Source organism: Comamonas sp. JNW (assembly GCF_003105075.1).
GTDB classification, from domain to species: Bacteria; Pseudomonadota; Gammaproteobacteria; order Burkholderiales; family Burkholderiaceae_C; genus Comamonas; species Comamonas squillarum.
This window is the reverse complement of the sequence record NZ_QETI01000008.1, coordinates 80249-102653: the sequence shown is the minus strand read 5'-3', so window position 1 is coordinate 102653 and position 22405 is coordinate 80249. Positions and strand designations below refer to the sequence as shown.

Genomic DNA, 22405 nt, shown 5'->3' with positions numbered 1-22405 from the left:
AGGTTCTTACAGACCCAGCTGCTTGCGAAACGCCTGCGCCTGGCTGAAGTGCCCATTGCCGATAAACGGCACCGGCGGGCGCAGCGCTGACAAGGGCGAGGGGTGGTTGCTGGTCAGCACCAGATGGCCCCGGTCCTGCGGAATCAGCACGCGCTTGCTTTGTGCATGGCTGCCCCAGAGCATGAAGACCACCGGCTTGTCGCCCTCGGCCACCTGGCGGATCAGCGCATCGGTGAGCAGCTCCCAGCCCTTGCCACTATGGCTGGCTGCCTGGCCCTCTTCCACCGTCAAACAGGTGTTGAGCAGCAGCACGCCATGGGTGGCCCATTTGACCAGGCTGCCACCGGGATCGGGGAAAGGCGGGAACGGCACGCCCAGGTCGCGCTGCATTTCCTTGAAGATGTTCTGCAGCGATGGCGGCAGGCGCACGCCGGGGGCCACGGAAAAAGCCAGACCCTCGGCCTGGCCGCGCCCGTGGTAGGGGTCCTGCCCCAGGATCACCACGCGCACGCTCTCGGGCGGGGTCAGGCGCAAGGCGCGCAGTGGCTCGGGCGGGAAGACCACCGCCCCGTCGTCCAGGCGCTGCTGCAGGTACTGCGACAGCTGCTGGCCTTTGGGGCTTGCAAAGAATTGGTCCACCGTGGCTTGCCAGCCGGCAGCCACCTGGTGGTCATGGAGCGCTTCAGATGTCAGTTGCATGCCCGCATTGTGCACGCTGCGCGGGCGCCTCTGCACTATCGCCCTTGGCAGACGGCTTGTTGCGCGGGCAGTGCTGCTGGGTTGAGCAGCGCCACCAGACCGCAGGCGATCGAGCCCTGCCAGTGCACGTAGTCGTGGCCGGTGCTGTGCTCCCGCTGCGTCACGCGGTAGCCCTGGGCCCGCAGCACATCGCCCAGCTCGCGGCTGGTCTCCAGAATGCCAGCTTGGCCGCCGCGTGCGCTTTCGTAGAGGCCCGCATCCAGGTAAAAGCGGACGTCCTTGCGGGGCGCTGCCGCCCACCAGCGCGCCATCGCATTGGGCGCTTCGGCCTGCGGCGCCCACCAGTAGGAGCCCGACAGGCTCAGCACATTGCCAAAGCGCTCCGGGTGGCGCAGCGCCATATAGCTCGACGCCAGACCGCCATAGCTGGAGCCGGCAATCACCGTGCGAACCGCTGGCACGTCCAGCCCCTGCTCAGCCAGCCAGGGCATCAGCTGCAAGCCCATGAAATCGGCAAATGCCGGATTGGGCGGCAGCTCGGTATTGCGCAGCTCACTGCTGGCATTGGCCACCAGCACCACCGCCGTCGGTGGGATCAAGCCCTGCGCCTGCATCCGCTCGGTGATCTGCGGCGTGGGCACCTGGCGCAGATAGGCATGGGCATCGAACAGTACCAGCAAGGCGCGCTGCTCCGGGGTGGCCTGGGCCCAGCCAGCAGGGCGGTAGATCCAGACATCACGGCCATTGCCCAAGGCTGCCGAATGCAGCCAGTGGCGCTGCAGATCGCCGGGCAACGGCGTGCTTGCCGGCTGCGACCAGGGCTGCGCTGGGGCATCGGGCAGCTCCAGCACCGAGCGGCCCTGGTAGCGATCCACCGCAGCAGCTGCGCCATCCGAAGCAGCCCAGCTGCGCGGGTTCAAGGGGTCACGCTGCAAGGTGGCCAGAATGCTGCGGCGCTGCTCGATCGCCGTGCCTTCGATATTGGGCACATCGGGCGCCATGCCATAGCTCAGCCGGGCGTCGCTGGGCATCACAAAGCTGCTCCACCAGACATCCGAGTTGCCCAGGCGCTGCAGCGATTCATGGTTGCCCGAGGGGCTGCCAAACAGGCGCACGCTGTGCTGCGCGCCACGCCACAAAAAGGTGACGAGCCGCTCCTTCTCGCTCCAGGGCTCCACCAAAGGCGTGCCGCTCTTGGCCATCTCCTGCCAGAACGCATCGCTCGTGCCACCGCGCTCCAGATCGCCCGCCAAGGCCTGCAGACGCGGGCTTTGCAAGGGCTTGTTGGGCAAGGCCACCGACGGGTCAGCGCGCGGGGGCCAGGCGCGCTGGATCTCTATGCGGTAATGGCCTGCAGTGGCCTGCGCCGGCAGCTGGCCTGCCCCTGCGCCGCCGCTGGCGTAGGCGATGGCCGGCTGGGCATTCCAGTGCAGCACCAGTTGCTCACCCGCCTGGGCCTGCCAGGAGACGCCCTCCCCCACCCCATCGCTGCGCAGCAGGCGCCGCAGATGCCGGCCTGCCGCATCTTGCAGATCCAGCTGCACACCGCTGCCGTCCACCTCCGCACGCACCACGCTGCCGGCGGGCACCTGCCGGGCATCGAGCTGCCAGCGCTGCTGGGCGCCGGGGGCCAGCTGGCCTTGCACCGTTTGCCCGACAGCCAGGGGCTGCGCAGGCGGAACTGGCGCCGGCATGCTGGTGCATCCGCCCAGCACGATCAGCCCCAGCGCTGCATGGGCAGCGAGCCCGCGCAGACGAGACGGTGGAGGACCAAAGGCGCTGGGCGCTGGGGGGACATGGCGATCATGGATACTCATGGACAAACAATGGCAAACAGGCTGGCGCCCCTTGCTGGGCAGGGGCCGCTAGCCGGGTGGGAATGGGGAGCTACGCACAAAACCCATAGCCTGAAATTTAGAAATGGGAATTATTCTCAATTGATACTAGCACAGCGCCAGCGCTGGCCGACCCACCGAACTACACGACAAGCTATGCCCCACCGACAAAACCCATGGGCCCAGGCCCTGGCCGCTGCCTGTTTGTTGCTCAGCCTGGCAGCTGGCGCGCAGACCGGCAGCAGCGCAAACACCACCACCACCACCACCGAGCGGGAGATTCAATCGCTGTTCAAAGCGCTGCAGCAGTCGGGCTGTGAATTTGCCCGCAATGGCCAGTGGTACAGCGCCAGCGAGGCCAGCGCGCATTTGCAGCGCAAGTACAGCTACCTGCAAAAAAGAGCATTGGCGCCCACGGCCGAGGACTTTATTGCGCGTGCGGCCAGCCAAAGCAGCATGTCGGGCAAGCCCTATCTGGTGCGTTGCCCCGGCCAGCCTGAAACGCACAGCCAGCGCTGGTTTGAGGCCCAGCTGGCCAAAACACGCGCAGCCCGGTAGCGGCCTTGCACCGCTACTGGTGGGTGGGCTGCTTTAGGCGAACAGCTTGGCCAGTGCGTCGCCCGGCTCATCGGCGCGCATAAAGGCCTCGCCCACCAGGAAAGCGTGGATGCCGGCATCGCGCAGGGTCTTGACATCGCCCGGGCTGGCAATGCCCGACTCGGTCACCAGCAGGCGGTCGGCAGGCACCTGCTTTTTCAGATCCAGGGTGGTCTGGATGCTGACTTCAAACGTGCGCAGGTTGCGGTTGTTGATACCGATCAGCGGCGTCTTGAGCTTGAGCGCACGCGCCAGCTCGGCGCCGTCATGCACCTCGACCAGCACGGCCATGTCCAGGCTGCGCGCGATCTGCTCCATCTCGGCCATCTGGGCGTCGTCCAGGCAGGCGGCGATCAGCAGCACGCAGTCGGCGCCCATCGCGCGCGATTCATAGATCTGGTAGGGATCGACCATGAAATCCTTGCGCAGCACCGGCAGCAAGGTGCTGGCGCGCGCCTGCTTGAGAAAATCAGGCTCGCCCTGGAAGAACTGGCGGTCCGTCAGCACCGACAGGCAGGCGGCACTGGTCTTGCCATCGCCCACCATATAGCTCTGGGCAATGTCGGCGGGGTCAAAGTCGGCACGGATCACGCCCTTGCTGGGGCTGGCCTTTTTCACCTCGGCGATCACGGCAGCCTGGCCTTGCGCAATCTTGGCGCGCAGCGCGCCGACAAAGTCACGGGTCAGCACACGGCTTTCGGCGTCGCGGCGCATGGCCTCGAAGGGGATGCGCTTCTTGGCGTCGGCCACTTCGATAAGCTTGGCGTCGCAGATGGTTTTGAGAATATCGGACATGGTTTTCCTAGTGTAGGGCGGCCCGCTCAGGCGGCCAGTTGGCGCGTCAGCGCCACCAAGTCCTGCAGTTTTTGCAGGGCCGCACCGCTGTCGATGGCGGCGCGGGCGCGCTGCAGGCCATCTTCGATCGAACTGGCCACATTGGCCGCATAGAGCGCCGCGCCGGCATTGAGGCAGACGATATCGCGGGCGGGGCCCAGCTCGCCTTGCAAAATACCCATCAGCATGGCCTTGGACTGCTCGGCATTGTCCACGCGGAAGGCGCGGGTACCCACCATCTGGATACCAAAGTCTTCCGGATGGATCTGGTACTCGCGCACCACGCCGTCCTTGAGCTCGCCCACCAGCGTGCTGGCACCCAGGCTGATTTCGTCGAGGCCATCGCGGCCATAGACCACCAGCGCATGCTCGGCGCCCAGGCGCTGCAGCGCACGCACCTGGATACCGACGAGGTCCTCATGGAAGACGCCCATCAGGATATTGGGTGCGCCGGCCGGGTTGGTCAAGGGGCCCAGGATATTGAAGATGGTGCGCACGCCCAGCTCCTTGCGCACCGGGGCCACGTTCTTCATCGCCGGGTGGTGGTTGGGCGCAAACATGAAGCCGATGCCCACCTCGGCAATGCTCTGGGCGATCTGCTCGGGGCTCAGCTGGATATTGACGCCCAGCGCTTCCATCGCATCGGCACTGCCCGATTTGCTGGAGACACTGCGCCCGCCATGCTTGCTGACCTTGCCGCCAGCCGCGGCAATCACAAACACCGAGCAGGTCGAGATGTTGAAGGTATTGGCGCCATCGCCACCGGTGCCGACGATGTCGACCAGGTGCTGGCGATCAGCGACATGCACCTTGTTGGAGAACTCGCGCATCACCTGGGCGGCGGCGCTGATCTCGCCAATGGTTTCCTTCTTGACGCGCAGGCCCGTCAGGATGGCGGCGGTCATCACCGGGGAGAGTTCGCCCTGCATGATGATGCGCATCAGGTGCAGCATCTCGTCGTGGAAGATTTCGCGGTGCTCGATGGTGCGCTGCAGCGCTTCTTGGGGGGTAATCGACATGGAGGTTCTCGCTGTATTTGGGGGAAGGTCAGGCGCCGGGCTTGTCGCTCAGAGCCAGCTTGAGGCCAAAGCCAATGAACATGGCGCCCGCCACGCGGTCGAGCCAGTGCAGCCGCTGGCGCAGCCAGCCCGCGCGCCGCGCCATGCCAGCGCCCATCCCCACCCAAAGCACATTGACAGGTATGGCGTTGAGGTTGAAAAGCAGGCCCAGCGCGGCAAAGGCCAGACTCTTGTGGGCATAGTCAACGGCGATGAACTGTGGAATAAAGGCCAGAAAGAAGATTGCGACCTTGGGGTTGAGCACATTGGTCCAGAAGCCGCCCCAGAAGATGCGCGCCAGGCTGGTATCGGGCTCAGACAAGCCCGGCTCCGTACCGGCAGGTGCCACCAGCTTGCTATTGCTTTTGCTGCGCAGCATCTGCACGCCCATCCACAGCAGATAGGCCGCGCCCAGCCACTTGAGCACGCCAAAAGCGGTGGCTGATGCCGCCAGCAAAGCACCAACGCCCAGCGCAGCGGCCGCCACATGCACCATGCAGCCGGCGGTGATGCCGGCGCTGGCCACCAGGCCGGCACGCCAGCCCTGGCGCGCCGCATGGCTGAGCATGTAGAACACGTCCGGCCCTGGGGTGAGGTTGAGCAGCCAGCCAGCTGCCATGAACATCAGCAACTGGTGCAGCTCGATCATCAGCGCTGCTCCAGAAAGTTCTTCAGCATCGCGTGGCCATGCTCAGTGAGGATGCTCTCGGGGTGGAACTGCACGCCCTGGATCGGCAGGCTCTTGTGGCGCACGCCCTGGATTTCGCCGTCTTCACTGGTGGCAGTCACCTCCAGGCAATCGGGGCAGCTGCTGCGCTCGATCACCAGCGAGTGGTAGCGGTTGACGGTGAATTGCGCAGGCAGATCGGCAAACACACCGGCTTGCGTGGTCGTGATCACGCTGGTCTTGCCATGCATTTGCTGCACGGCCCGCACCACCTTGCCACCAAAGGCCGCGCCAATGGCCTGGTGGCCCAGGCACACGCCCAAAATCGGCAGCTTGCCGGCAAAGTGCTGGATCGCCTCGATGGAGATACCGGCTTCGGCCGGCGAGCAGGGCCCGGGCGAGATGACCAGCCAATCGGGCTGGTGGGCAGCGATGGCCTCGAGCGAGGTCTCGTCATTGCGCACCACGACGACCTCGACCCCCAACTCACCGAAGTACTGCACGATGTTGTAGGTGAAGCTGTCGTAGTTATCGACCATCAACAGTTTTTTCATCGTCACTCCCGGGGTTTGCCGCCCGCCTGCAGGCGGGCGAGTTCGCGGTGCTCGTAGGCGATGTAGGCCTCCATCATCGCGCGGTAGATGGCCTCGATCACATCGGGCTGGCCGCCTTCGAGTGCTGCGCGTTCACGCACGCGGGCAACGATGGTTTCGATGCGCTCTTCATCGCGCACCAGCTCGGGGTTGTTCTTGACCTTGGCGGCCTGGGTCATGTAGCCGCCGCGCTCCACCAGCAAAGGCACCAGGATGTCGTCGAGCGCATTCACGTTGCGGCGCACATCGGCCATGGTGTTGCAGTCTTCTACTTTGTCGATAGCGCGGGTCATTCCAGTCCTTCCTCAACGAGTTCAGCGGCACGCAACAGTGCGCGTGCCTTGTGTTCAGTCTCTTTCCACTCCAGCTCGGGCACCGAGTCGGCGACCACGCCGGCCGCTGCCTGCACATAGAGCATGCCGTCCTTGATGACCCCGGTGCGGATCGCAATGGCCAAGTCCATGTCGCCAGCAAAGCTCAGGTAACCGCAGGCGCCGCCATAGATGCCGCGCTTGACCGGTTCGAGCTGGTCGATCACCTCCATCGCATGCACCTTGGGCGCGCCCGACAGGGTGCCAGCTGGGAAGGTGGCCTTGAGCACATCCATGCTGGTCATGCCGTCTTTCAAAATGCCCTCGACATTGCTGACGATGTGCATCACATGGCTGTAGCGTTCGACCGCAAAGGCCTCGGTCACCTTGACCGAGCCGGTCTTGGCAATGCGGCCGATATCGTTGCGCGCCAGGTCGATCAGCATCACATGCTCGGCGCGTTCCTTGGGGTCGTTCACCAGCTCCTGCTCGGTGGCCTTGTCTTTCTCTGGCGTGGCCGCGCGCGGCCGGGTGCCGGCCAGCGGGCGGATGGTGATCTTCTGCCCTTCTTCGACCTGCTCCTGGCGCACCAGAATCTCGGGGCTGGCCCCCACCACCTGGAAATCGCCAAAGTGGTAGTAGTACATATAGGGGCTGGGGTTGAGCGAGCGCAGCGCGCGGTACAGCGACAGCGGGTTTTCGGTATAGCGCTTCTGGATGCGCTGGCCCACCTGCACCTGCATGAAGTCGCCCGCGGCAATCATCTCCTTGGCCTCCAGCACAGCCTTGAGGTAATCGGCTTTCGCAAAGCTGCGCTCGGACGGGTAGCTGTCGCCAGCCTTGATCTGCGGCACGCTGACCGAGTAGCGCAGCTGCTCCTTGAGCTGGCGCACGCGCTTCTTGGCCTTGGAATAGGCCTCGGCCTCGGCCGGGTTGGCGTAGACGATCAGGTAGAGCTTGCCCGAGAGGTTGTCGATGACGGCGACTTCTTCGCACTGCAGCAGCAGGATGTCGGGCGTGCCCAGGCTGTCGGGCGGGCAGCTGTTCTCGAGCTTTTTCTCGATGTAGCGCACCGCGTCATAGCCGAAATAGCCGGCCAAGCCGCCGCAAAAGCGCGGCAGGCCGGGCGACAGCGCGACCTTGAAGCGCTTTTGGTAGTCGGCAATGAAATCCAGCGGATTGCCCGCATGGGTCTCGACCACCTGGCCATCGGTCACGATCTCGGTGCGGGCATCGGCGCCAAAGCCGCTGGCGCGCAGCAGGCTGCGGGCGGGCAGGCCGATAAAGCTGTAACGGCCAAAACGCTCGCCGCCAACGACGGATTCGAGCAAAAAGCTGTGCTTGCCATCGTCATGCGTGTGGCAGAGCTTGAGGTACAGGGAGAGAGGGGTTTCCAGATCCGCAAACGCTTCTGCGACGAGAGGAATGCGGTTGTAGCCTTGGTTGGCCAGACTTTTGAATTCGAGTTCGGTGATCACGAAGAACCATCCCCAGCTTGAGCAGCGCACGCTGGATGTGTGCGTATCGTGCGCTGCAGTTCATCTTTGGTGGACTGGTCTTGCAACCAGCCCTCGGGCGCACGCTGGGGCGTGTTACCCAGCGGCAGTCAAACAGTCATAGATACAGGCTTACGCCAGGGCCAAGCTCCCCGGTCGGAACGACCTGTAATGACTGCATGATGGATGAACATGGCGCCTAGTGTAGCAAACGAATCCGCAAACGACGGTGTAAAAACCAGAAAACCGGGGATTAACCAGAAAACGGAGGATTTCAGCGCGGCAAGCCCGCAGTTGCCCCGCCGCTGGCCTGCAGACTGCCTCGCTGCAGCCGCTGGTGCTGGCAGCGCGTGGGCTGCAACGCGCCCACCAAGGTATCGACGACCTGCTGCGCCTTGGCCGAGTTATCGCCGGAGAAATTGCAGACATAGACATCGAGCGTGACATGGCCCAGCTCCGGCCAGGTGTGGATCGCCACATGCGACTCGGCCAGCAGCACCACGCCAGTGACGCCGCCGGGCTGGCCGTTGTGGCTGGGAAACGGCACCCAGCTGTCATGCATGCGCGTCAACCCCGCATCGGCCACTGCCTGGGTGCACAGCGCAGCGAGCGCCTGCGCATCGACCAGCCAGGCCGCAGGGCACTGGCAGTCGTACAGGTCGGCGGTCAAATGCAGTCCGTCCACGTCTTGCTCTTCTCAGTACCGGTCTGGGCGGCGCGGCGCCTCAGGCCTGCAGCTCGCTGAGCGCATCGACATAGCCGGTCGCCGCCACCTGGCGGATCGGCTGGCCATGGTTGTAGCCGTAGCTCACCAGCACCACCGGGCAGCCCGCGTTGTGCGCCGCCTCGGCGTCGTTGCTGCTGTCACCCACCATCAAGGTCAGTGCCGGCTTGCTGCCCAGCGCCTCGCAGGTCTTGAGCAGCGGCAGCGGATCGGGCTTCTTGCGCTCAAAGGAATCGCCGCCAAACACATGGTCAAAATAGTCGCGCAGCCCCTTGGCGCGCAGCAGCGGCTCGGCAAAGGACAGCGGCTTGTTGGTCAGGCAGGCCATCTTCAGCCCCTTGGCGCGCCATTGCGCCAGCCCCTTCTCCACCCCGTCATACACGCGGGAGAAGCGGCCATTGATGGCCAGGTAGTGGTGCTGGTAGCGCTCCCAGGCCTGCGCATAGCGGTTGTCGATCTCGGTGGCCGGCACCGGCTGGCCGACCAGTGGGTGCACCTGGGCCAGCACATGGGTCAACACCGCCCGCAGCAAATGCTCCGAGCCCTTGCCCACCATGGGCTCAATGGTCTGCACATCAATCGCCGGCAGCTGCAGATCGGCCAGCATGCGGTTGAGCGCCTCCACAAAGTCCCCCATGGTGTCGACCATGGTGCCGTCGAGGTCGACGATGACGGCTTCGCAGCGCTGCAGGATTTTGTTCACTTCAGTCATTACAAATTCATTCAACGTTGAGCAGGCTCTTGTCCTCTGGCTTGCGTTGGGCCCACCAAACCTCGCACATAGCGGACTCCAAACTTACCACTTATCTGCCCAAATCATCCGCTCGCCAGAATACACCCCTTAAGCGAGCCTCGCTCCCTAGAATGGCTTCCAAAGCTATATACCCAATGGAAGGCCCCTAGGGCTCACCCAAGGACGGCCGGGTTCTCAGTCAAGCAGCGGATCCGCATTCGGTTTGCCCCCTTACCGAACACCCGTGAACACAGGTTATTCCAGCGACACGCAATAAGTAACAGACAAGGCTTTCATGCACCTGCCCCAACGAAATCGCGGCTTTACGCTTATCGAGTTGATGATTGTGGTGGCAATCATCGGAATTCTGGCCGCCATTGCTTACCCCAGCTACAGAGACTACGTATTACGCAGCAAGATTGCGGAAGCGGTGGCAGCCATGGAAACCATGCGCACCGACATGGAACGCTTCTACCAGGACCACCGTACTTATGACGGCGACTCCGCGCCCTGTGCTGGCACGCGCTCCGTCGATGCTTTCGATATCACTTGCACGGGCACCAGAGACAGCAATGAATTCACCATTGCTGCCAGTGGCAAAAACATAGCGAACGGCTTCACCTACACCATCAACCAGCTCAATGAGCGCAAAACAACGGCTGTCCCCGACAACTCAGGCTATAACACCTGCTCGGCAGCAAACGGCTGGATGATCCGCAAGGGGCAGGCATGTCCCAGCTAACTGTTCAGCAACGTCGCTCACACCAGGGCTTTACCTTAGTCGAGTTGTTGGTGACGATGTCCGTCCTCGCCGTGATGTCTGCGATTGCACTACCGTCCTTTCAGCAATTCATGGCTGAAAATCGCGCTCAAGGCAAGGCGGTGGAGCTGGCCGCTGCTCTTAAAACCGCACAAACGGAAGCGCTGCGGCGCAATCGAGAAGTCGTTTTTACGCTGACATCCAGCGTCGATCCCTCCAGCACTCTCGTGGGCAACACCGCAGGCAAGAGCTGGGCCAGCGTGACTTTGCCCTTGGCAAGCAGCTCCGACGCCTCCACCCCGACCGTCATCAATGTCGGTGGATTCACAGAAAACGCAGCAGATGTTGCCCTCAAAGCAAGCTCCGCCAGCATTTGCTTTTTGCCAGATGGAACCATCAAGGCGAATACTGCTACAGGGGTTACCACGGGCAACTGCACCGTCAATACCAGCACGGGTGCCAATGTCCGCGTCTATGCATCCAAGGGCGACAAAGTCTGGCAAGTCATCGTGTCACCCATGGGCCGTGTGTCTACTTGCTTAGGCAAAGAAGACGGCAGCGGCACCTTCACCTGCTCCTAAAGACAGCGCACCATGAATCCAAATACTATGCACTCCGAACGAGGCTTCGCACTGATCGAAGTGCTTGTATCTCTTGTAATTTTCTCATTGGGTGTGGTGGGCCTGATGGGTATGCAAACACGGGCTCTGCAAGCGAGCACGGACGCCCAGGATCGCAGCATGGCTGCCATGCTCGCCAATAGTGTTACCAGTGAAATGTGGGCCATCAAAAGTACATCGCTGGGCAACTCTGCCGTAGAGGCATGGAAAGAACAAGTGAGTGGCGCCCTACCGAGAGGAAAGGGCGAGATTACCGAAAACATCAGCGGTACCGATGCCACGATTTCAGTGAAATGGCTCTCCAATACCCGCAAGGCGAAAAGCACATCGGACTCCACCGATGGAGAAGATATGAACCAGTTCATTACCAAGGTGGTGATTCCGAAATGAACCGCTCACAACGCATGTCCCAGCGAGGGATGACGCTGATTGAATTGATGGTGGCACTGACCGTCGGGCTTTTTCTAAGCCTTGCAGTGACATCCATCATCGTTGTCACGCTGCGCCAGCAAAAGGTCACCGCTGCCGTGAACGAACGCGACCAAGGCTCCAACTTGGCTATCATCCAGCTGGACAAGGTCATACGCAGCGCGGGATCGGGATTTTCCAATGCCTGGGGCTTGGGGTTTTTCGGCTGTGGACTACGAGTCACCAAATCATCCACCGCGTTGGTGCCATCCACACCGGCGGCCCCTTTCAACAATGTCGTCAACCTGAAAGCCCCGGTGGTTGCACCCTTGATCATTGAAAAAGGGGTTGGAGGAAATGACTCCGATGTGCTTTTCGTGATGGGCGGCAACGGGGCTATGGCCGACGTGCCGCGCTTTGTCACCAATTTGACCAGCACCAGCCTGAGTTTCGACACCGCCATTGGTTACAAAACCAATGACCTGTTGCTGGTGGCAGCCGATGGCTTGCATGACTGCTATGTCTCCCAGATCAGTGCCACGACATCTGCCGGCTCCACCACGCCGCCCCCCGTCATTGATACGGTGACATTGGGTGGCGCCTACTACACCGCCGGGCAAGCAGGTGCCACCAGCACGCTGGCCCAGATTGTGAGCTCCAACGGTGCTTATGCCACTGCAATTGGAAACACTACGGCCGCCTATCCATCCATGATGCTGCTGGGCACAGGAACCGATGGGTCACTGTACAAGTACGACCTGATGCGCACGCGCGCTACCGCCCCGCAGCCCATTGGCGAAGACGTCTCCCATCTCTTTGCGCTATATGGTGTCGATACAGATTCGGATGGAAAAGTCGACAGCTGGGTGGACCCTGGCAGCGACGAATGGAAGGCATCTGTCGTCATGGCTTCCAAGCAAAAAATTCGCGAGATTCTTGCCATCCGGCTTGCAGTGGTGACCTTTACCCGAGGCGTCAAGCAATCCAACATCAGCCCCGAAAAGCTCTACGCCTTTGCCAGTCTGGGGGACTCTTTGAAAAGAGAAGTCACATTGACTGACGCACAACGCATGCTGCGATACCGGGTGACCGAGAGCGTCATTCCGCTGCGCAACAACTTGCTGATTAGCCCATGAAAATCAATCCTGCTCCCCTGCATCTGCGTCCGACCGGTCTGCGTATGCGCAGCCCCGCTTCCGAGCGTGGCTTCTCGCTATTTTTCACGCTGATAGCGTTGGCTGTTCTGCTCGTCGCCACGGCCTCCATCATGCGCTCCAGTGGGCTCAACCTTTTCTCCACCGGCAACATCTCTTTTCAACAAGACATGGTTTCCAGAGCGGAACAAGTCAATGTCCGCATGTATGAGCTCTTCCGCCCAGGAGGAGCCCTCGCCACCAATAGCAGTCTCGCAGCCAGCAGCACAGCTAACAATTACAGCGCACTTGCGCTATCCACGAATGGCCAAGGCATTCCATTGGCCTTGATCAATGACACCACCTTTGAGAGTGCGGGCGTCGCGAGCAATGACATCAATGACACCGACAGCAATACCAAAATACGCTATGTCGTTGAACGCCTGTGCGACCAAGCAGGGGACGCCGCCACTTTAGGCGTGAAGCATTGCGTCAAAAGCCCTGACAGCAAGCCCATCCTAGGAGGCAGCAGTACCCAGGCGGGTATGGCCATCCCTCCCAGCTTTGCGCCTATTTATCGGGTCAGTATTCGCGTACAAGGTCCTAGAGGCTCGGAGACCTATATCCAGAATACTTTCCTGAAGCCCAATTGAGAGGTATCTATGACAAAAACCAAAATTCAATTAATTCGGCTGATGGGCATGCTCGCCATCGCTGCGGGCACGACTACCAGCAGCCAAGCAGTTGCACTGGCGGATGCCCCGCTCTTCTCGACGATGAATGTCCCTGGCAACCTGGCGTTGGCGTTGTCTGTCGAGTACCCCACAGCGATCAGTGTTGCCAATTTGGGCGACTATGTGCATGCCAACACCTATTTGGGTTACTTCGACCCGGAGAAGTGCTACGACTACACGTTTGTTAAAACCGACCCCGATTCAAGCTATTTTCAACCTGCAGGCAAAGCCAATAGCCATACCTGCTCCAGCAAATGGAGTGGCAACTTCATGAACTGGGTGAGCATGCAGACGATTGACCCGTTTCGCTGGGCACTCACAGGGGGCTACCGAGCTACCGACACCTCCTCCCTGACCATTCTGCAGAAGGCTTGGGGTTCGGCACAGGGGTCGGCCTCAGGAAATTACCCTTACCGCGGAACGGATCTTGCAACTGGCAATAAGTTAAATGCATCTGACGTCACCAAAGTAACCCCCGTTGGCGGCACCAGATTCAACACCCGCATTTGGGCAAAAGGCATTGACATGGTTTTCTCCACTGCCAGTGGAACCAATTATCAAAGCAGCTCGCCAAGCAATTTAAAACATTATGGTGACGGCACGACCAGCAGCAGCGCCACTTATTACGTAAAAATCCGCGTCAAGGTCTGCGACAACACGACAGCCAGTGGCGGGCTGGAAAGCAACTGCGTCAGATACGGCAGCAGCTACAAGCCAGAAGGGCTGATGCAACAATACTCGGACAAAATCCGCTACAGCGCCTTTGGCTATCTGAACCAAGGCGGCAGAGATCGGCAGGGTGGCGTTCTACGCGCGAAAATGGGGTTTATTGGACCCACCAAACCAGTGGCCATGTCCACCACACCGGAGAATAATACGACAAAGGAATGGGACGGATCTACCGGCATCATGGTTGCCAATCCAGACTTGGCATTGGCAACGGCCAGTGGCGTCAGCAATAGCGGCGTCATGAACTACCTGAACCAGTTCGGCAATTACTCCAAGAGCTATATGTCCTATGACAACGTCAGTGAAATGTACTACGCAGCTGTACGTTATTACCAGAACAAAGGCAATGTGCCGGAATGGACCAGCGGCGCCACACTTTCGCAAAAGGACAATTTCCCTGCAGATACCAGCTGGACGGATCCTATTATCTACTCTTGCCAAAAGAACTTTATTCTTGGCATTGGCGACAGCAACACCCATTATGATGTGGCAACCCCGCAAAACAATGGCATTTATAATTCTGTACCACGCACTGTACCCGCCCTCGTTGCGGCAGATAGCTTCAACAAATCCTGGGACTGGACTGGCCTCGTGGAAAAGGCCGAGGGCGGCGATGTGGAAACTCGTAAAAGATCTTGGGGCTCCAGCCCAGGTTCAGAATTCATCGCGGGTCTGGCTTATGGCAACCACGTTAACGATATCAGAACCGACACCGCAATGCCCGGCAAGCAAACCATCGAAACCTATTGGATGGATGTGATGGAGGGCCAGTACGCTCAGGATAGAAACCCCTATTGGCTGGCCGCTAAATACGGCGGATTCAAGGTGCCGGAGGGATTTGACACAACTGCTACACCTAACTTGACAGAGTCAAGCTGGTCCTCTGGTGAGTCCATTACCATGTATCCAAGTGGCAACTTCAGTAGCTCCTACAAGAGGACGCGTTTGCGGCCAAAAAATTACTTCCTGGCAGGTAATGCAGGCCAAATGGTGCAGGGCTTGACCGATGCATTCAACAGCATTGCAGCTTCGGTGAATGCCTACACCACGGCAGTCACACCCACATCTAATGTGATTTCGGCCTCAGGCACCACCTCATACTCTGCCAGCTATGGCAGCGAGTACTGGACGGGCACCGTGAAAGCGGCCACCTTGGCCTTCACCAGTTCTGGTTCATCCTTGACCGACCTCTGGTCGACTGACACCAGCCTGCAGACGCAATTCGCCGGAACGGGTTGGAACACCGGCCGCGTCGTGATCACCTGGGACAAGAACCATGTCACCAGCCCGCGCGGCGTTCCCTTTAGAACCGCGAGCTTGTCCAGCACGCTCAAGTCAGCCTTGGATACCAGCTATGTAACGGGCGATGACTCCGGCAACTACCTGAATTACCTGCGTGGCGACAAGAGCAACGAAGTGGGCACCTCGGGCGGAACGAATGCCTACCGCATGCGGATGAGTCCGCTGGGAGATATTGTCAACTCCAAGATCGTGCTGTCCACAGCACCGAAGATGCCGTATACCGAGGCCTATAACGTGGGCTACGCTGCATACAAGACTGCGCAGGCTTCCCGCACACCGTTGGTGCTGTTCGGCGCTAATGATGGCATGCTCCACGCGCTGAACGGGAGCACGACCGGCGCCAACGCAGGCAAAGAAGTGTTTGCCTATATTCCCGGACAGACTTTCTTCGGTCCTGACGGCACGACGTCTACACAAGCGAACAGCAATGGCCTGGCTGCTATTGGCAACCCCGCTTACGCGCATCGTTATTATGTCGATGCCACACCCCAAGTCTTTGACCTGGACTTCAAGGGCACCAACGGCTCGACCTTGTCCGATAACACCTGGAAAACGATTGTGGTCGGAGGCCTAGGCAAGGGTGGAAAAGGCTTTTACGCCATCGACATCACCAGCCCATCGGACATGAACACCGAGACGGGCGCTGCCGGCAAAGTACTGTGGGAGATCAGCAATACTACCCCAGGTTTCTCCCATCTGGGTTACAGCTATGGCGCGCCCATCATGGTGAAGACGGCCAAATACGGCTGGACACTCATCCTGACCTCGGGCTACAACAATGATGACAACCAGGGCTATCTGTTCCTCGTCAACCCTGCCACTGGCGCATTGCTGGAAACCATCAGCACAGGGGTGGCCGCACCTGGCTTGGCTCAAGCCTCTGCCTTTATCAATGACTACACCAATGGCCGAGCAGATGCGGTCTACGTGGGTGATTTGAATGGCAAGCTCTGGCGTTTTGACCTGAGCAAGACCACTGGAGCATATGACACTCCTATCGTCCTGTTCCAAACAGAATCGCCAGATACCGGCGCCCAGCCCATTACGGTGGCGCCTATTCCTGAAATTCATCCCAATACACGCGCTCGCACCATCTTGTTTGGTACCGGAAAATTGCTGGATGGCCAGGACATTTCCCTGAGCCAACGCCAGAGCTTCTATGCGGTTCTGGATGGCGACAACACCGCATTTGCGGCTGCGCCCACCAGTGCTTTGACACGCGCCGATCTGACGCAGGTGGCATCGCTGACTACCGCAGTGACACTCCCTACCGATTCTCGCGGTTGGTACTACGACTTGGGTCTGACCAACAATATTGCGTGGCGTATTGTCGTGACACCAACGGCTGCGGATGGTGTGGCGCTGTTTACCGCTACGCTGACAAGCGGCGATGCCTGCAGCCCGGCGGGACAGGGCCGTGCCTACGCCGTGGACTATGCACGTGGCTTCTCGGTGTTGAAGAACCCCGATAACTCCGGCGGCATTGTCGAATTTGTAGCGCTGAACAGCTCCCCCACAGACAACGTACTGTTTAAGGTCGATGGTGTATTGCGCGGCTTGATCGGAGATGCGACCGGCCAGACCACCGAGCTGAAGCTCAATACACCGGGTGCGCTGGGCGTGCGCTTGATCAACTGGCGCGAAATCAAGGCAGTCAACTAGCCGCTTGGCACGGACTGTGCCGTAAACACCAGAAAGGCTCCTGCAACCCATTGCTGGAGCCTTTTTGTATCCCTCTTCAGGGCAAAACCATCACCCCAACGCCCCCCGCATCTGATCAATCACCCCCTTGTAATCAGGCTTGCCAAAAATCGCGCTACCCGCCACAAAGGTGTCCGCCCCCGCATCCGCCACGCGGCGGATATTGGTTTCCTTGATGCCGCCGTCGACTTCCAGGCGGATGTCCTTGCCGCTGGCGTCAATGCGCTTGCGCGTCGCTTCGATCTTGCGCAGGGTCGAGTCGATGAAGCTTTGGCCGCCAAAACCGGGGTTGACGCTCATCAGCAAGACCAGGTCGATGTCCTCGATCACCCAGTCCAGCACGTCGAGCGGCATCGCCGGATTGAACACCAGACCGGCCTTGCAGCCCTGCGCCTTGATGGCCTGGATGCTGCGGTGTACATGGGCCGAAGCATCGGGGTGGAAGCTGATATAGTCGGCGCCTGCCTGGGCAAAGGCGGCGGCCAGCTCGTCCACCGGCTGCACCATCAGGTGCACATCGATGGGTGCCGGCGTACCGTCGGGCTTGATCGCATGGGGCTTCAAGGCTGCGCAAACCATCGGCCCAAAGGTCAGATTGGGCACATAATGGTTGTCCATGACGTCAAAATGTATCCAGTCCGCGCCGGCGGCCAGTACGTTGCGCACTTCCTCGCCCAGGCGGGCAAAGTCTGCGGACAGGATTGAGGGGGCAATTCGGTAGGTGGAGCTCATCCCTCTATTGTCGCAGTTAGTATTTCTACCTGACTTCAATCCAGTTTCACATGCCAAAGTTCCAGTTTGAGGTGTCGGTGACACCACAGTACCTGCCCGAGCAGTCCCTGCCCGAGGCCGGCGTATTCCACTTTGTCTATAGCATCATCATTCGCAACAGTGGTGAGGTTCCCGCGCAGCTGATCGCGCGGCACTGGATCATCAAGGACGCCACCGGTCTGGTCCAGGAAGTCAAAGGCCTGGGCGTGGTGGGCCACCAGCCGCTGCTCGCGCCCGGCGAATCCTTTGAGTACCAGAGCCAGTGCCGCCTGGCCACGCCGCAAGGCAGTATGGAAGGCAGCTACCTGTGCATCAGCGATGAGGCCCAGACCTTTGACTGTCCGATTCCGCGCTTCACGCTCGACGCCACCCAGTACCCCGCCCAAGACGACGACCTGGCGCAAGGACGAGTGCTGCATTGATGTTCCGCAAGAAGAAACCTGATCCGCTGGCGCAGTTGCTCGCAGCGCTCGACCCCGATGCACCGCTGGCCGAGCGCAACCTCTGGATCATCGAGATCGCCGCCTGGATTCGCGGCCAGCAAAACTCGGTCGATGCGGCCGTGGCCCGCGTCAGCCAACTGCTGGACGCCATCGATAGCGATGCCGCGCTGCGGGACAAAGTGCAGCGCTGGTGGGCCGTGCAACTGCAGACGGTGGACCTCACCGCGCTGCTGGCCGATTTTGGCTTTGCGCCCCGCACCGCCTTCTTCAACGAGATGGCCGAGCGCCTGCGCTGGAAGCTGCTGCCCTCTACGCCCGAGACGATCGACGCCACCGTGCTGTTTTCGATGGTCTTGCACACGCCTTTTGATGCCCAGTGGCTCAAGGCCATGGACAAGCCCTTGCTCGAGCGCATTGCCCAGCTGCTGTCGCCCGGCTTTGTGTCACTGGAGGTGATGGTCGTCCCCACGCAGATTGCGCAAAGCGATGTCGATGCCGACAGCATTGCCGGGCTGGAGCACTACGGCAACCGCCTCTCGCCCTGGCAGCATCTGGTGCTCAACGCGATCACCTATTGCGCCGGCCAGATTCTGGCGGCCGGCTTTGCGCCTGAGCTGCGCCTGCGCATGAGCGGCAGCGCCAAAAACACCCAGCCTTTCTACAGCCTGATCAGCGGCGTCGAAGAGCTGCGCCGCGCGATGCTGCACCCCAGCCCCAAGGCCGCCGAAGTGCTGGAGGCCGAAGAGAATGTACGCCGCAGCCTGGACGAATGCCGCACCGCCGTAGCCTCGATCTACGAACACTTTGAAGACAATGGCGTCTCGGTCGGGGTCGTCTTCCGGCTGCGCCAGCTGCGCATGCGCATCTTGCGCGTGCGCGAGCTGCTCGACTGCCTGCTGTCGGCCAACCCCAAGGTCATCACCGCCAAGCTGCTGGCCCACCTGGTGGCCGTGGGCCTGGAGCGCCAGAGCATCCGCGCGCTGATCTCGTCCAACTCGTCGCTGCTGGCCTCCAAGGTGGCCGAGCGCAGCGCCGAGACCGGTGAGCATTACATCACGCGCGACAAGCGCGAGTACGCGCAGATGGCGCGCAAGGCGGCCGGTGGCGGCCTGGTGATGGCCTTCACCACCTTGATCAAGTTCGCACTGCATGCGGTGGCCATCTCCGCGTTCTGGGGCGGCTTCATTGCCGGCATCAACTACGCGATCAGCTTTGTGCTGATCCAGCTGCTGCATTTCACCGTCGCCACCAAGCAACCAGCGATGACGGCCCCGGCGATGGCCGCCAAGCTCAAGGAATCGGGCGATACCGAGGCGGGCATGGCCTCCTTTGTCGACGAGGTCAGCTACCTGGTGCGCTCCCAGGTGGCCGCCGTGCTGGGCAATGTGTTCACTGTCTTCCCGATGGTGCTGCTGCTCACCTGGGGCTGGGCGCGAGCCACTGGCGCGCCCTTTATCGACCAGCACGAGGCCGAGCAGACGCTGAAGTCATTGACCCTGCTGGGCCCCTCGGTGTTCTATGCCGCGTTCACCGGGGTGCTGCTGTTCTCCTCGAGCATCATCGCCGGCTGGACCGAAAACTGGTTTGTGCTGCACCATATGGATTCGGCCATCCGCTACAACCCGCGCATCACCGGCTTTTTGGGCAAGGCGCGCGCTGCGCGCTGGGCGGGCTTCATGCGCCGCCATATCTCCGGCTTTGCCTCGAATATTTCGCTGGGTTTCATGCTGGGCTTGATCCCCGTAGTGGCACAGTTTTTTGGACTACCCATTGACATCCGCCATGTCACCTTGGCTGCTGGCCAGATCGCAGCGGCTGCTACCAGCATGGGTTTTGAGGTGCTGCATTTCCACGGCTTCTGGCTCTGCGTGGCGGCCCTGCCCTTGCTGGGCGGCTTCAACATTCTGGTGAGCTTCTACCTGGCGTTCCGCCTGGCCCTGCGCGCGCAAAACGTCAGCAATGTCGAGCGCTCGCACATCTACAAGGCGCTCATCAAGCGGGTGCTGACGCGGCCACTGAGCTTTTTGCTACCGCTGCGCCTGAACCGCAACGCTAGCCCGGGAGGCCGCTGATATGGCACAGGGTGAGTTCGAACTGATTGCGCAGTACTTCCATCGGCCGGTGCAGCGGGCCGTGCTTGGCGTCGGAGACGACTGCGCCCTGCTCGCGCCCAAGCCCGGCATGCAGCTGGCCATCTCCAGCGATATGCTGCTGCAGGGCCGCCACTTCTTTGCCGATGTGGATCCGCGCACGCTGGGCCACAAGGCGCTGGCCGTCAACCTCAGCGACCTGGCCGCCACGGGCGCCCAGCCGCTGGCCTTTACCCTGGCGCTGGCCCTGCCAGCTGTCGATGGGCCTTGGCTGCAAGGCTTCTCGGAAGGCATGTTCGCCTTGGCCGATGCCCATGGCTGCGAGCTGGTGGGCGGTGACACCACCCAGGGCCCACTCAATATCTGCATCACCGTGTTGGGCGAGGTGCCGGCCGGCCAGGCGCTGCTGCGCAGCGGCGCCCAGCCCGGCGATGACATCTACGTCAGCGGCCAGCTGGGCGATGCCCGCTTGGCGCTCGAGGCCTTGCTTGGCCAGGTGCAGTTGCCGCCTGTAGCCTTGGCCGCTGCCCGCCAGCGGCTCGAAAGCCCCAGCCCGCGCGTCGCCCTGGGCATCGCGCTGCGCGGCATTGCCAGCAGTGCGCTCGATCTGAGCGATGGCCTGGCCGGCGACCTGGGCCATATCCTGCAAGCCAGCGAGGTGGGTGCCGAGCTGCAGGCGGACCAGGTGCTGGCGTGCATGGCAGCGACCGCAGGTGCCCCGGGCGCTGCGCTCAACCTGCCCATCGATCTGCAACTGCAATGCTGCCTGGCGGGCGGCGACGACTACGAGCTGTGCTTTACCGCCGCCGCAGACCGGCGCGATGCCGTGCAGCAGGCCAGCCTGGCCGCGCAGACGCCAGTGCAGCGCATTGGCCGCATCACCGCTACACCGGGCCTGCGCGTGCGCGATGCGCAGGGCCAGCCCATCGCGCAGCGCTGGGCCTCGTTTGACCACTTCAAGGCCTGACGGCTTGGTGGGCTGGCGCCGTTTCGCGCTGCACAGCGCGTTGCCGCAGGCTTATGATGGCGGACATGAGCGACTCGCCCTTTCCACCTTCTGCGCCCGGCGCTGCAGCCAACGCATCGGCGCCCCGCCGCGCCAACTGGACCTTCATGCTGCGCAACCCTTTGCACTGGATGGCGCTGGGCTTTGGCTCGGGCCTGAGCCCGGTGGCACCGGGAACGGTGGGAACCTTGTGGGCTTGGGTGGCCTACCTGGTGCTGCAGCTGTGGCTGACGCCTGCGGCGATTGGCTGGGTGATTGGCGCATCGCTCGTGCTCGGCTGGTGGGCCTGCACGGCCACCGCGCGCAACCTGGGGGTGGCGGATCCCGGCGCCATTGTCTGGGATGAGATCATCGCCTTCTGGCTCATTTTGTGGCTGGTCATGCCCACGGGCTTCTGGGGCCAGCTGACGCCCTTTGTGCTGTTCCGCTTTTTCGACGCCGTCAAACCCCAGCCGGTGCGCTGGGCGGATCGCTGCTTCAAGGGCTTTGGCTGGGGCGGCGGTTGGGGCATCATCTGGGACGATCTGGTCGCCGCTTTCTGCACCTTGCTTGTCATCGCCATCGGGAGACATCTGCTATGAACGCCACCGCCGCCTTGCTGACCAAAGATGGGCTGCCCCTGCCGGAAACCGTGGCCCAGCTGGCCCAGCACCTGAGCCAACGAGGCTGGATGATGGCCACGGCCGAAAGCTGCACCGGCGGCCTGATCGCAGGCGCTTGCACCGAGCGGCCCGGCTCCAGCCAGTGGCTCGATTGCGGCTTTGTCACCTACTCCAACCGGGCCAAATCCGCGATGCTGGATGTGCCCGCTGCGCTGATCGCCGCCCACGGCGCCGTCAGCGAGCCCGTCGCCCGCGCGATGGCCGAAGGTGCGATCGCGCAGTCCCAGGCACAGGTCAGCGTGGCGGTGACCGGCGTGGCCGGGCCCGATGGCGGCAGCGCGAGCAAGCCCGTTGGCACCGTTTGGTTTGGCTGGCAGGTGGCCGGGCAACTGCACAGCGAAGTGCAGCGCTTTGACGGCGACCGCCACGCAGTGCGCCAGGCCACCGTGCGGCATGCGCTGCGCCGCCTGCTGGAGCTGGTGCAGGCCGCGCCTGCGCAGTAAGCGCTGTCCCACATCCGAACTTAGCCTTGGCCGATGTGGCAAGCGCGTGCGCTGCG

23 protein-coding genes are annotated in these 22405 nt (G+C 61.7%); 12 read left to right on the top strand and 11 right to left on the bottom strand.

Features of this window, described 5'->3' with window-relative positions; genetic code table 11:
* Nucleotides 1-6: 6 nt before the first annotated feature.
* Both DCO45_RS13320 and DCO45_RS13315 read right to left on the bottom strand, forming a co-directional pair.
* Nucleotides 7-699: a uracil-DNA glycosylase gene (locus tag DCO45_RS13320; protein WP_116926394.1), complete on the bottom strand. Its 693-nt coding sequence runs from the start codon at nt 697-699 to the stop codon at nt 7-9.
* Nucleotides 700-734: 35 nt separating this feature from the next.
* On the bottom strand, nt 735-2516 hold the full coding sequence (locus DCO45_RS13315; RefSeq protein ID WP_116926296.1) for an enterochelin esterase domain-containing protein: 1782 nt from the start codon (nt 2514-2516) through the stop codon (nt 735-737).
* Between the two features lie 174 nt (nt 2517-2690).
* On the opposite strand from DCO45_RS13315, the gene DCO45_RS13310 reads away from it, so the two are divergent.
* Complete coding sequence (locus tag DCO45_RS13310) at nt 2691-3092, top strand: DUF5329 domain-containing protein (protein WP_116926295.1); 402 nt, start codon at nt 2691-2693, stop codon at nt 3090-3092.
* 33 nt (nt 3093-3125) lie between these two features.
* Here the strand turns inward: DCO45_RS13310 and trpC are convergent, their stop codons facing one another.
* The 8 genes from trpC to gph all read right to left on the bottom strand — a co-directional run bounded on the left by trpC (nt 3126) and on the right by gph (nt 9526).
* Complete coding sequence (trpC, locus tag DCO45_RS13305) at nt 3126-3926, bottom strand: indole-3-glycerol phosphate synthase TrpC (protein WP_116926294.1); 801 nt, start codon at nt 3924-3926, stop codon at nt 3126-3128.
* Between the two features lie 26 nt (nt 3927-3952).
* A complete protein-coding gene (gene trpD / locus DCO45_RS13300) occupies nt 3953-4984 on the bottom strand; it encodes an anthranilate phosphoribosyltransferase (protein ID WP_116926293.1) in 1032 nt (343 codons plus the stop codon).
* Between the two features lie 28 nt (nt 4985-5012).
* Nucleotides 5013-5672, bottom strand: a complete 660-nt coding sequence (locus DCO45_RS13295; protein ID WP_116926292.1) for a LysE family translocator — start codon at nt 5670-5672, stop codon at nt 5013-5015.
* Nucleotides 5672-6244 (bottom strand): aminodeoxychorismate/anthranilate synthase component II, encoded by a 573-nt coding sequence (locus DCO45_RS13290; RefSeq protein ID WP_116926291.1) that lies wholly within the window; start codon nt 6242-6244, stop codon nt 5672-5674. The genes DCO45_RS13295 and DCO45_RS13290 overlap by 1 nt, the downstream gene beginning before the upstream one ends.
* A gap of 2 nt (nt 6245-6246) precedes the next feature.
* Entirely contained in the window at nt 6247-6576 is a 330-nt protein-coding gene (locus DCO45_RS13285) for a chorismate mutase (RefSeq protein ID WP_116926290.1), read from the bottom strand.
* A complete protein-coding gene (gene trpE / locus DCO45_RS13280) occupies nt 6573-8072 on the bottom strand; it encodes an anthranilate synthase component I (RefSeq protein ID WP_116926289.1) in 1500 nt (499 codons plus the stop codon). The genes DCO45_RS13285 and trpE overlap by 4 nt, the downstream gene beginning before the upstream one ends.
* A 292-nt stretch (nt 8073-8364) precedes the next feature.
* A complete protein-coding gene (gene speD, locus DCO45_RS13275) occupies nt 8365-8775 on the bottom strand; it encodes an adenosylmethionine decarboxylase (protein ID WP_116926288.1) in 411 nt (136 codons plus the stop codon).
* 40 nt (nt 8776-8815) lie between these two features.
* Nucleotides 8816-9526 carry a phosphoglycolate phosphatase gene (gene gph / locus DCO45_RS13270; RefSeq protein WP_116926287.1) on the bottom strand — a complete coding sequence of 237 codons (711 nt, stop codon included), beginning with the start codon at nt 9524-9526 and terminating at the stop codon, nt 8816-8818.
* 316 nt (nt 9527-9842) lie between these two features.
* Between gph and DCO45_RS13265 the strand changes: the two genes are divergently transcribed.
* From DCO45_RS13265 to DCO45_RS13240, 6 genes are read left to right on the top strand one after another with little or no spacing between them, the layout of a single operon-like run.
* Nucleotides 9843-10289 carry a prepilin-type N-terminal cleavage/methylation domain-containing protein gene (locus tag DCO45_RS13265; protein ID WP_116926286.1) on the top strand — a complete coding sequence of 149 codons (447 nt, stop codon included), beginning with the start codon at nt 9843-9845 and terminating at the stop codon, nt 10287-10289.
* The gene (locus DCO45_RS13260) at nt 10277-10888 is read left to right on the top strand and encodes a GspH/FimT family pseudopilin (RefSeq protein WP_116926285.1); all 612 of its coding nucleotides are present in this window, start codon (nt 10277-10279) and stop codon (nt 10886-10888) included. Before DCO45_RS13265 ends, DCO45_RS13260 begins: the two co-directional genes overlap by 13 nt.
* 12 nt (nt 10889-10900) lie before the next feature.
* Complete coding sequence (locus DCO45_RS13255) at nt 10901-11317, top strand: prepilin-type N-terminal cleavage/methylation domain-containing protein (protein ID WP_116926284.1); 417 nt, start codon at nt 10901-10903, stop codon at nt 11315-11317.
* Nucleotides 11314-12471 (top strand): PilW family protein, encoded by a 1158-nt coding sequence (locus DCO45_RS23245; RefSeq protein WP_165841203.1) that lies wholly within the window; start codon nt 11314-11316, stop codon nt 12469-12471. The genes DCO45_RS13255 and DCO45_RS23245 overlap by 4 nt, the downstream gene beginning before the upstream one ends.
* Nucleotides 12468-13121 (top strand): hypothetical protein, encoded by a 654-nt coding sequence (locus DCO45_RS13245; protein ID WP_133248158.1) that lies wholly within the window; start codon nt 12468-12470, stop codon nt 13119-13121. The genes DCO45_RS23245 and DCO45_RS13245 overlap by 4 nt, the downstream gene beginning before the upstream one ends.
* Nucleotides 13122-13130: 9 nt before the next feature.
* Nucleotides 13131-16895, top strand: a complete 3765-nt coding sequence (locus DCO45_RS13240; RefSeq protein WP_116926282.1) for a PilC/PilY family type IV pilus protein — start codon at nt 13131-13133, stop codon at nt 16893-16895.
* Between the two features lie 90 nt (nt 16896-16985).
* Here DCO45_RS13240 and rpe read toward each other — a convergent pair whose 3' ends face one another.
* Entirely contained in the window at nt 16986-17666 is a 681-nt protein-coding gene (gene rpe, locus DCO45_RS13235; protein WP_116926281.1) for a ribulose-phosphate 3-epimerase, read from the bottom strand.
* 50 nt (nt 17667-17716) lie between these two features.
* Here rpe and apaG point away from each other — a divergent pair, with 50 nt between their 5' ends.
* The 5 genes from apaG (at nt 17717) to DCO45_RS13210 (ending at nt 22349) form a co-directional block, all read left to right on the top strand.
* Complete coding sequence (gene apaG / locus DCO45_RS13230; RefSeq protein WP_021025695.1) at nt 17717-18127, top strand: Co2+/Mg2+ efflux protein ApaG; 411 nt, start codon at nt 17717-17719, stop codon at nt 18125-18127.
* The gene (locus DCO45_RS13225; protein WP_116926280.1) at nt 18127-20220 is read left to right on the top strand and encodes a site-specific recombinase; all 2094 of its coding nucleotides are present in this window, start codon (nt 18127-18129) and stop codon (nt 20218-20220) included. Before apaG ends, DCO45_RS13225 begins: the two co-directional genes overlap by 1 nt.
* A 1-nt stretch (nt 20221) precedes the next feature.
* Nucleotides 20222-21205: a thiamine-phosphate kinase gene (thiL, locus tag DCO45_RS13220; RefSeq protein WP_116926279.1), complete on the top strand. Its 984-nt coding sequence runs from the start codon at nt 20222-20224 to the stop codon at nt 21203-21205.
* A gap of 146 nt (nt 21206-21351) precedes the next feature.
* On the top strand, nt 21352-21825 hold the full coding sequence (locus DCO45_RS13215; protein WP_243419355.1) for a phosphatidylglycerophosphatase A: 474 nt from the start codon (nt 21352-21354) through the stop codon (nt 21823-21825).
* On the top strand, nt 21822-22349 hold the full coding sequence (locus tag DCO45_RS13210; protein WP_116926278.1) for a CinA family protein: 528 nt from the start codon (nt 21822-21824) through the stop codon (nt 22347-22349). The genes DCO45_RS13215 and DCO45_RS13210 overlap by 4 nt, the downstream gene beginning before the upstream one ends.
* Nucleotides 22350-22405: the final 56 nt, after the last annotated feature.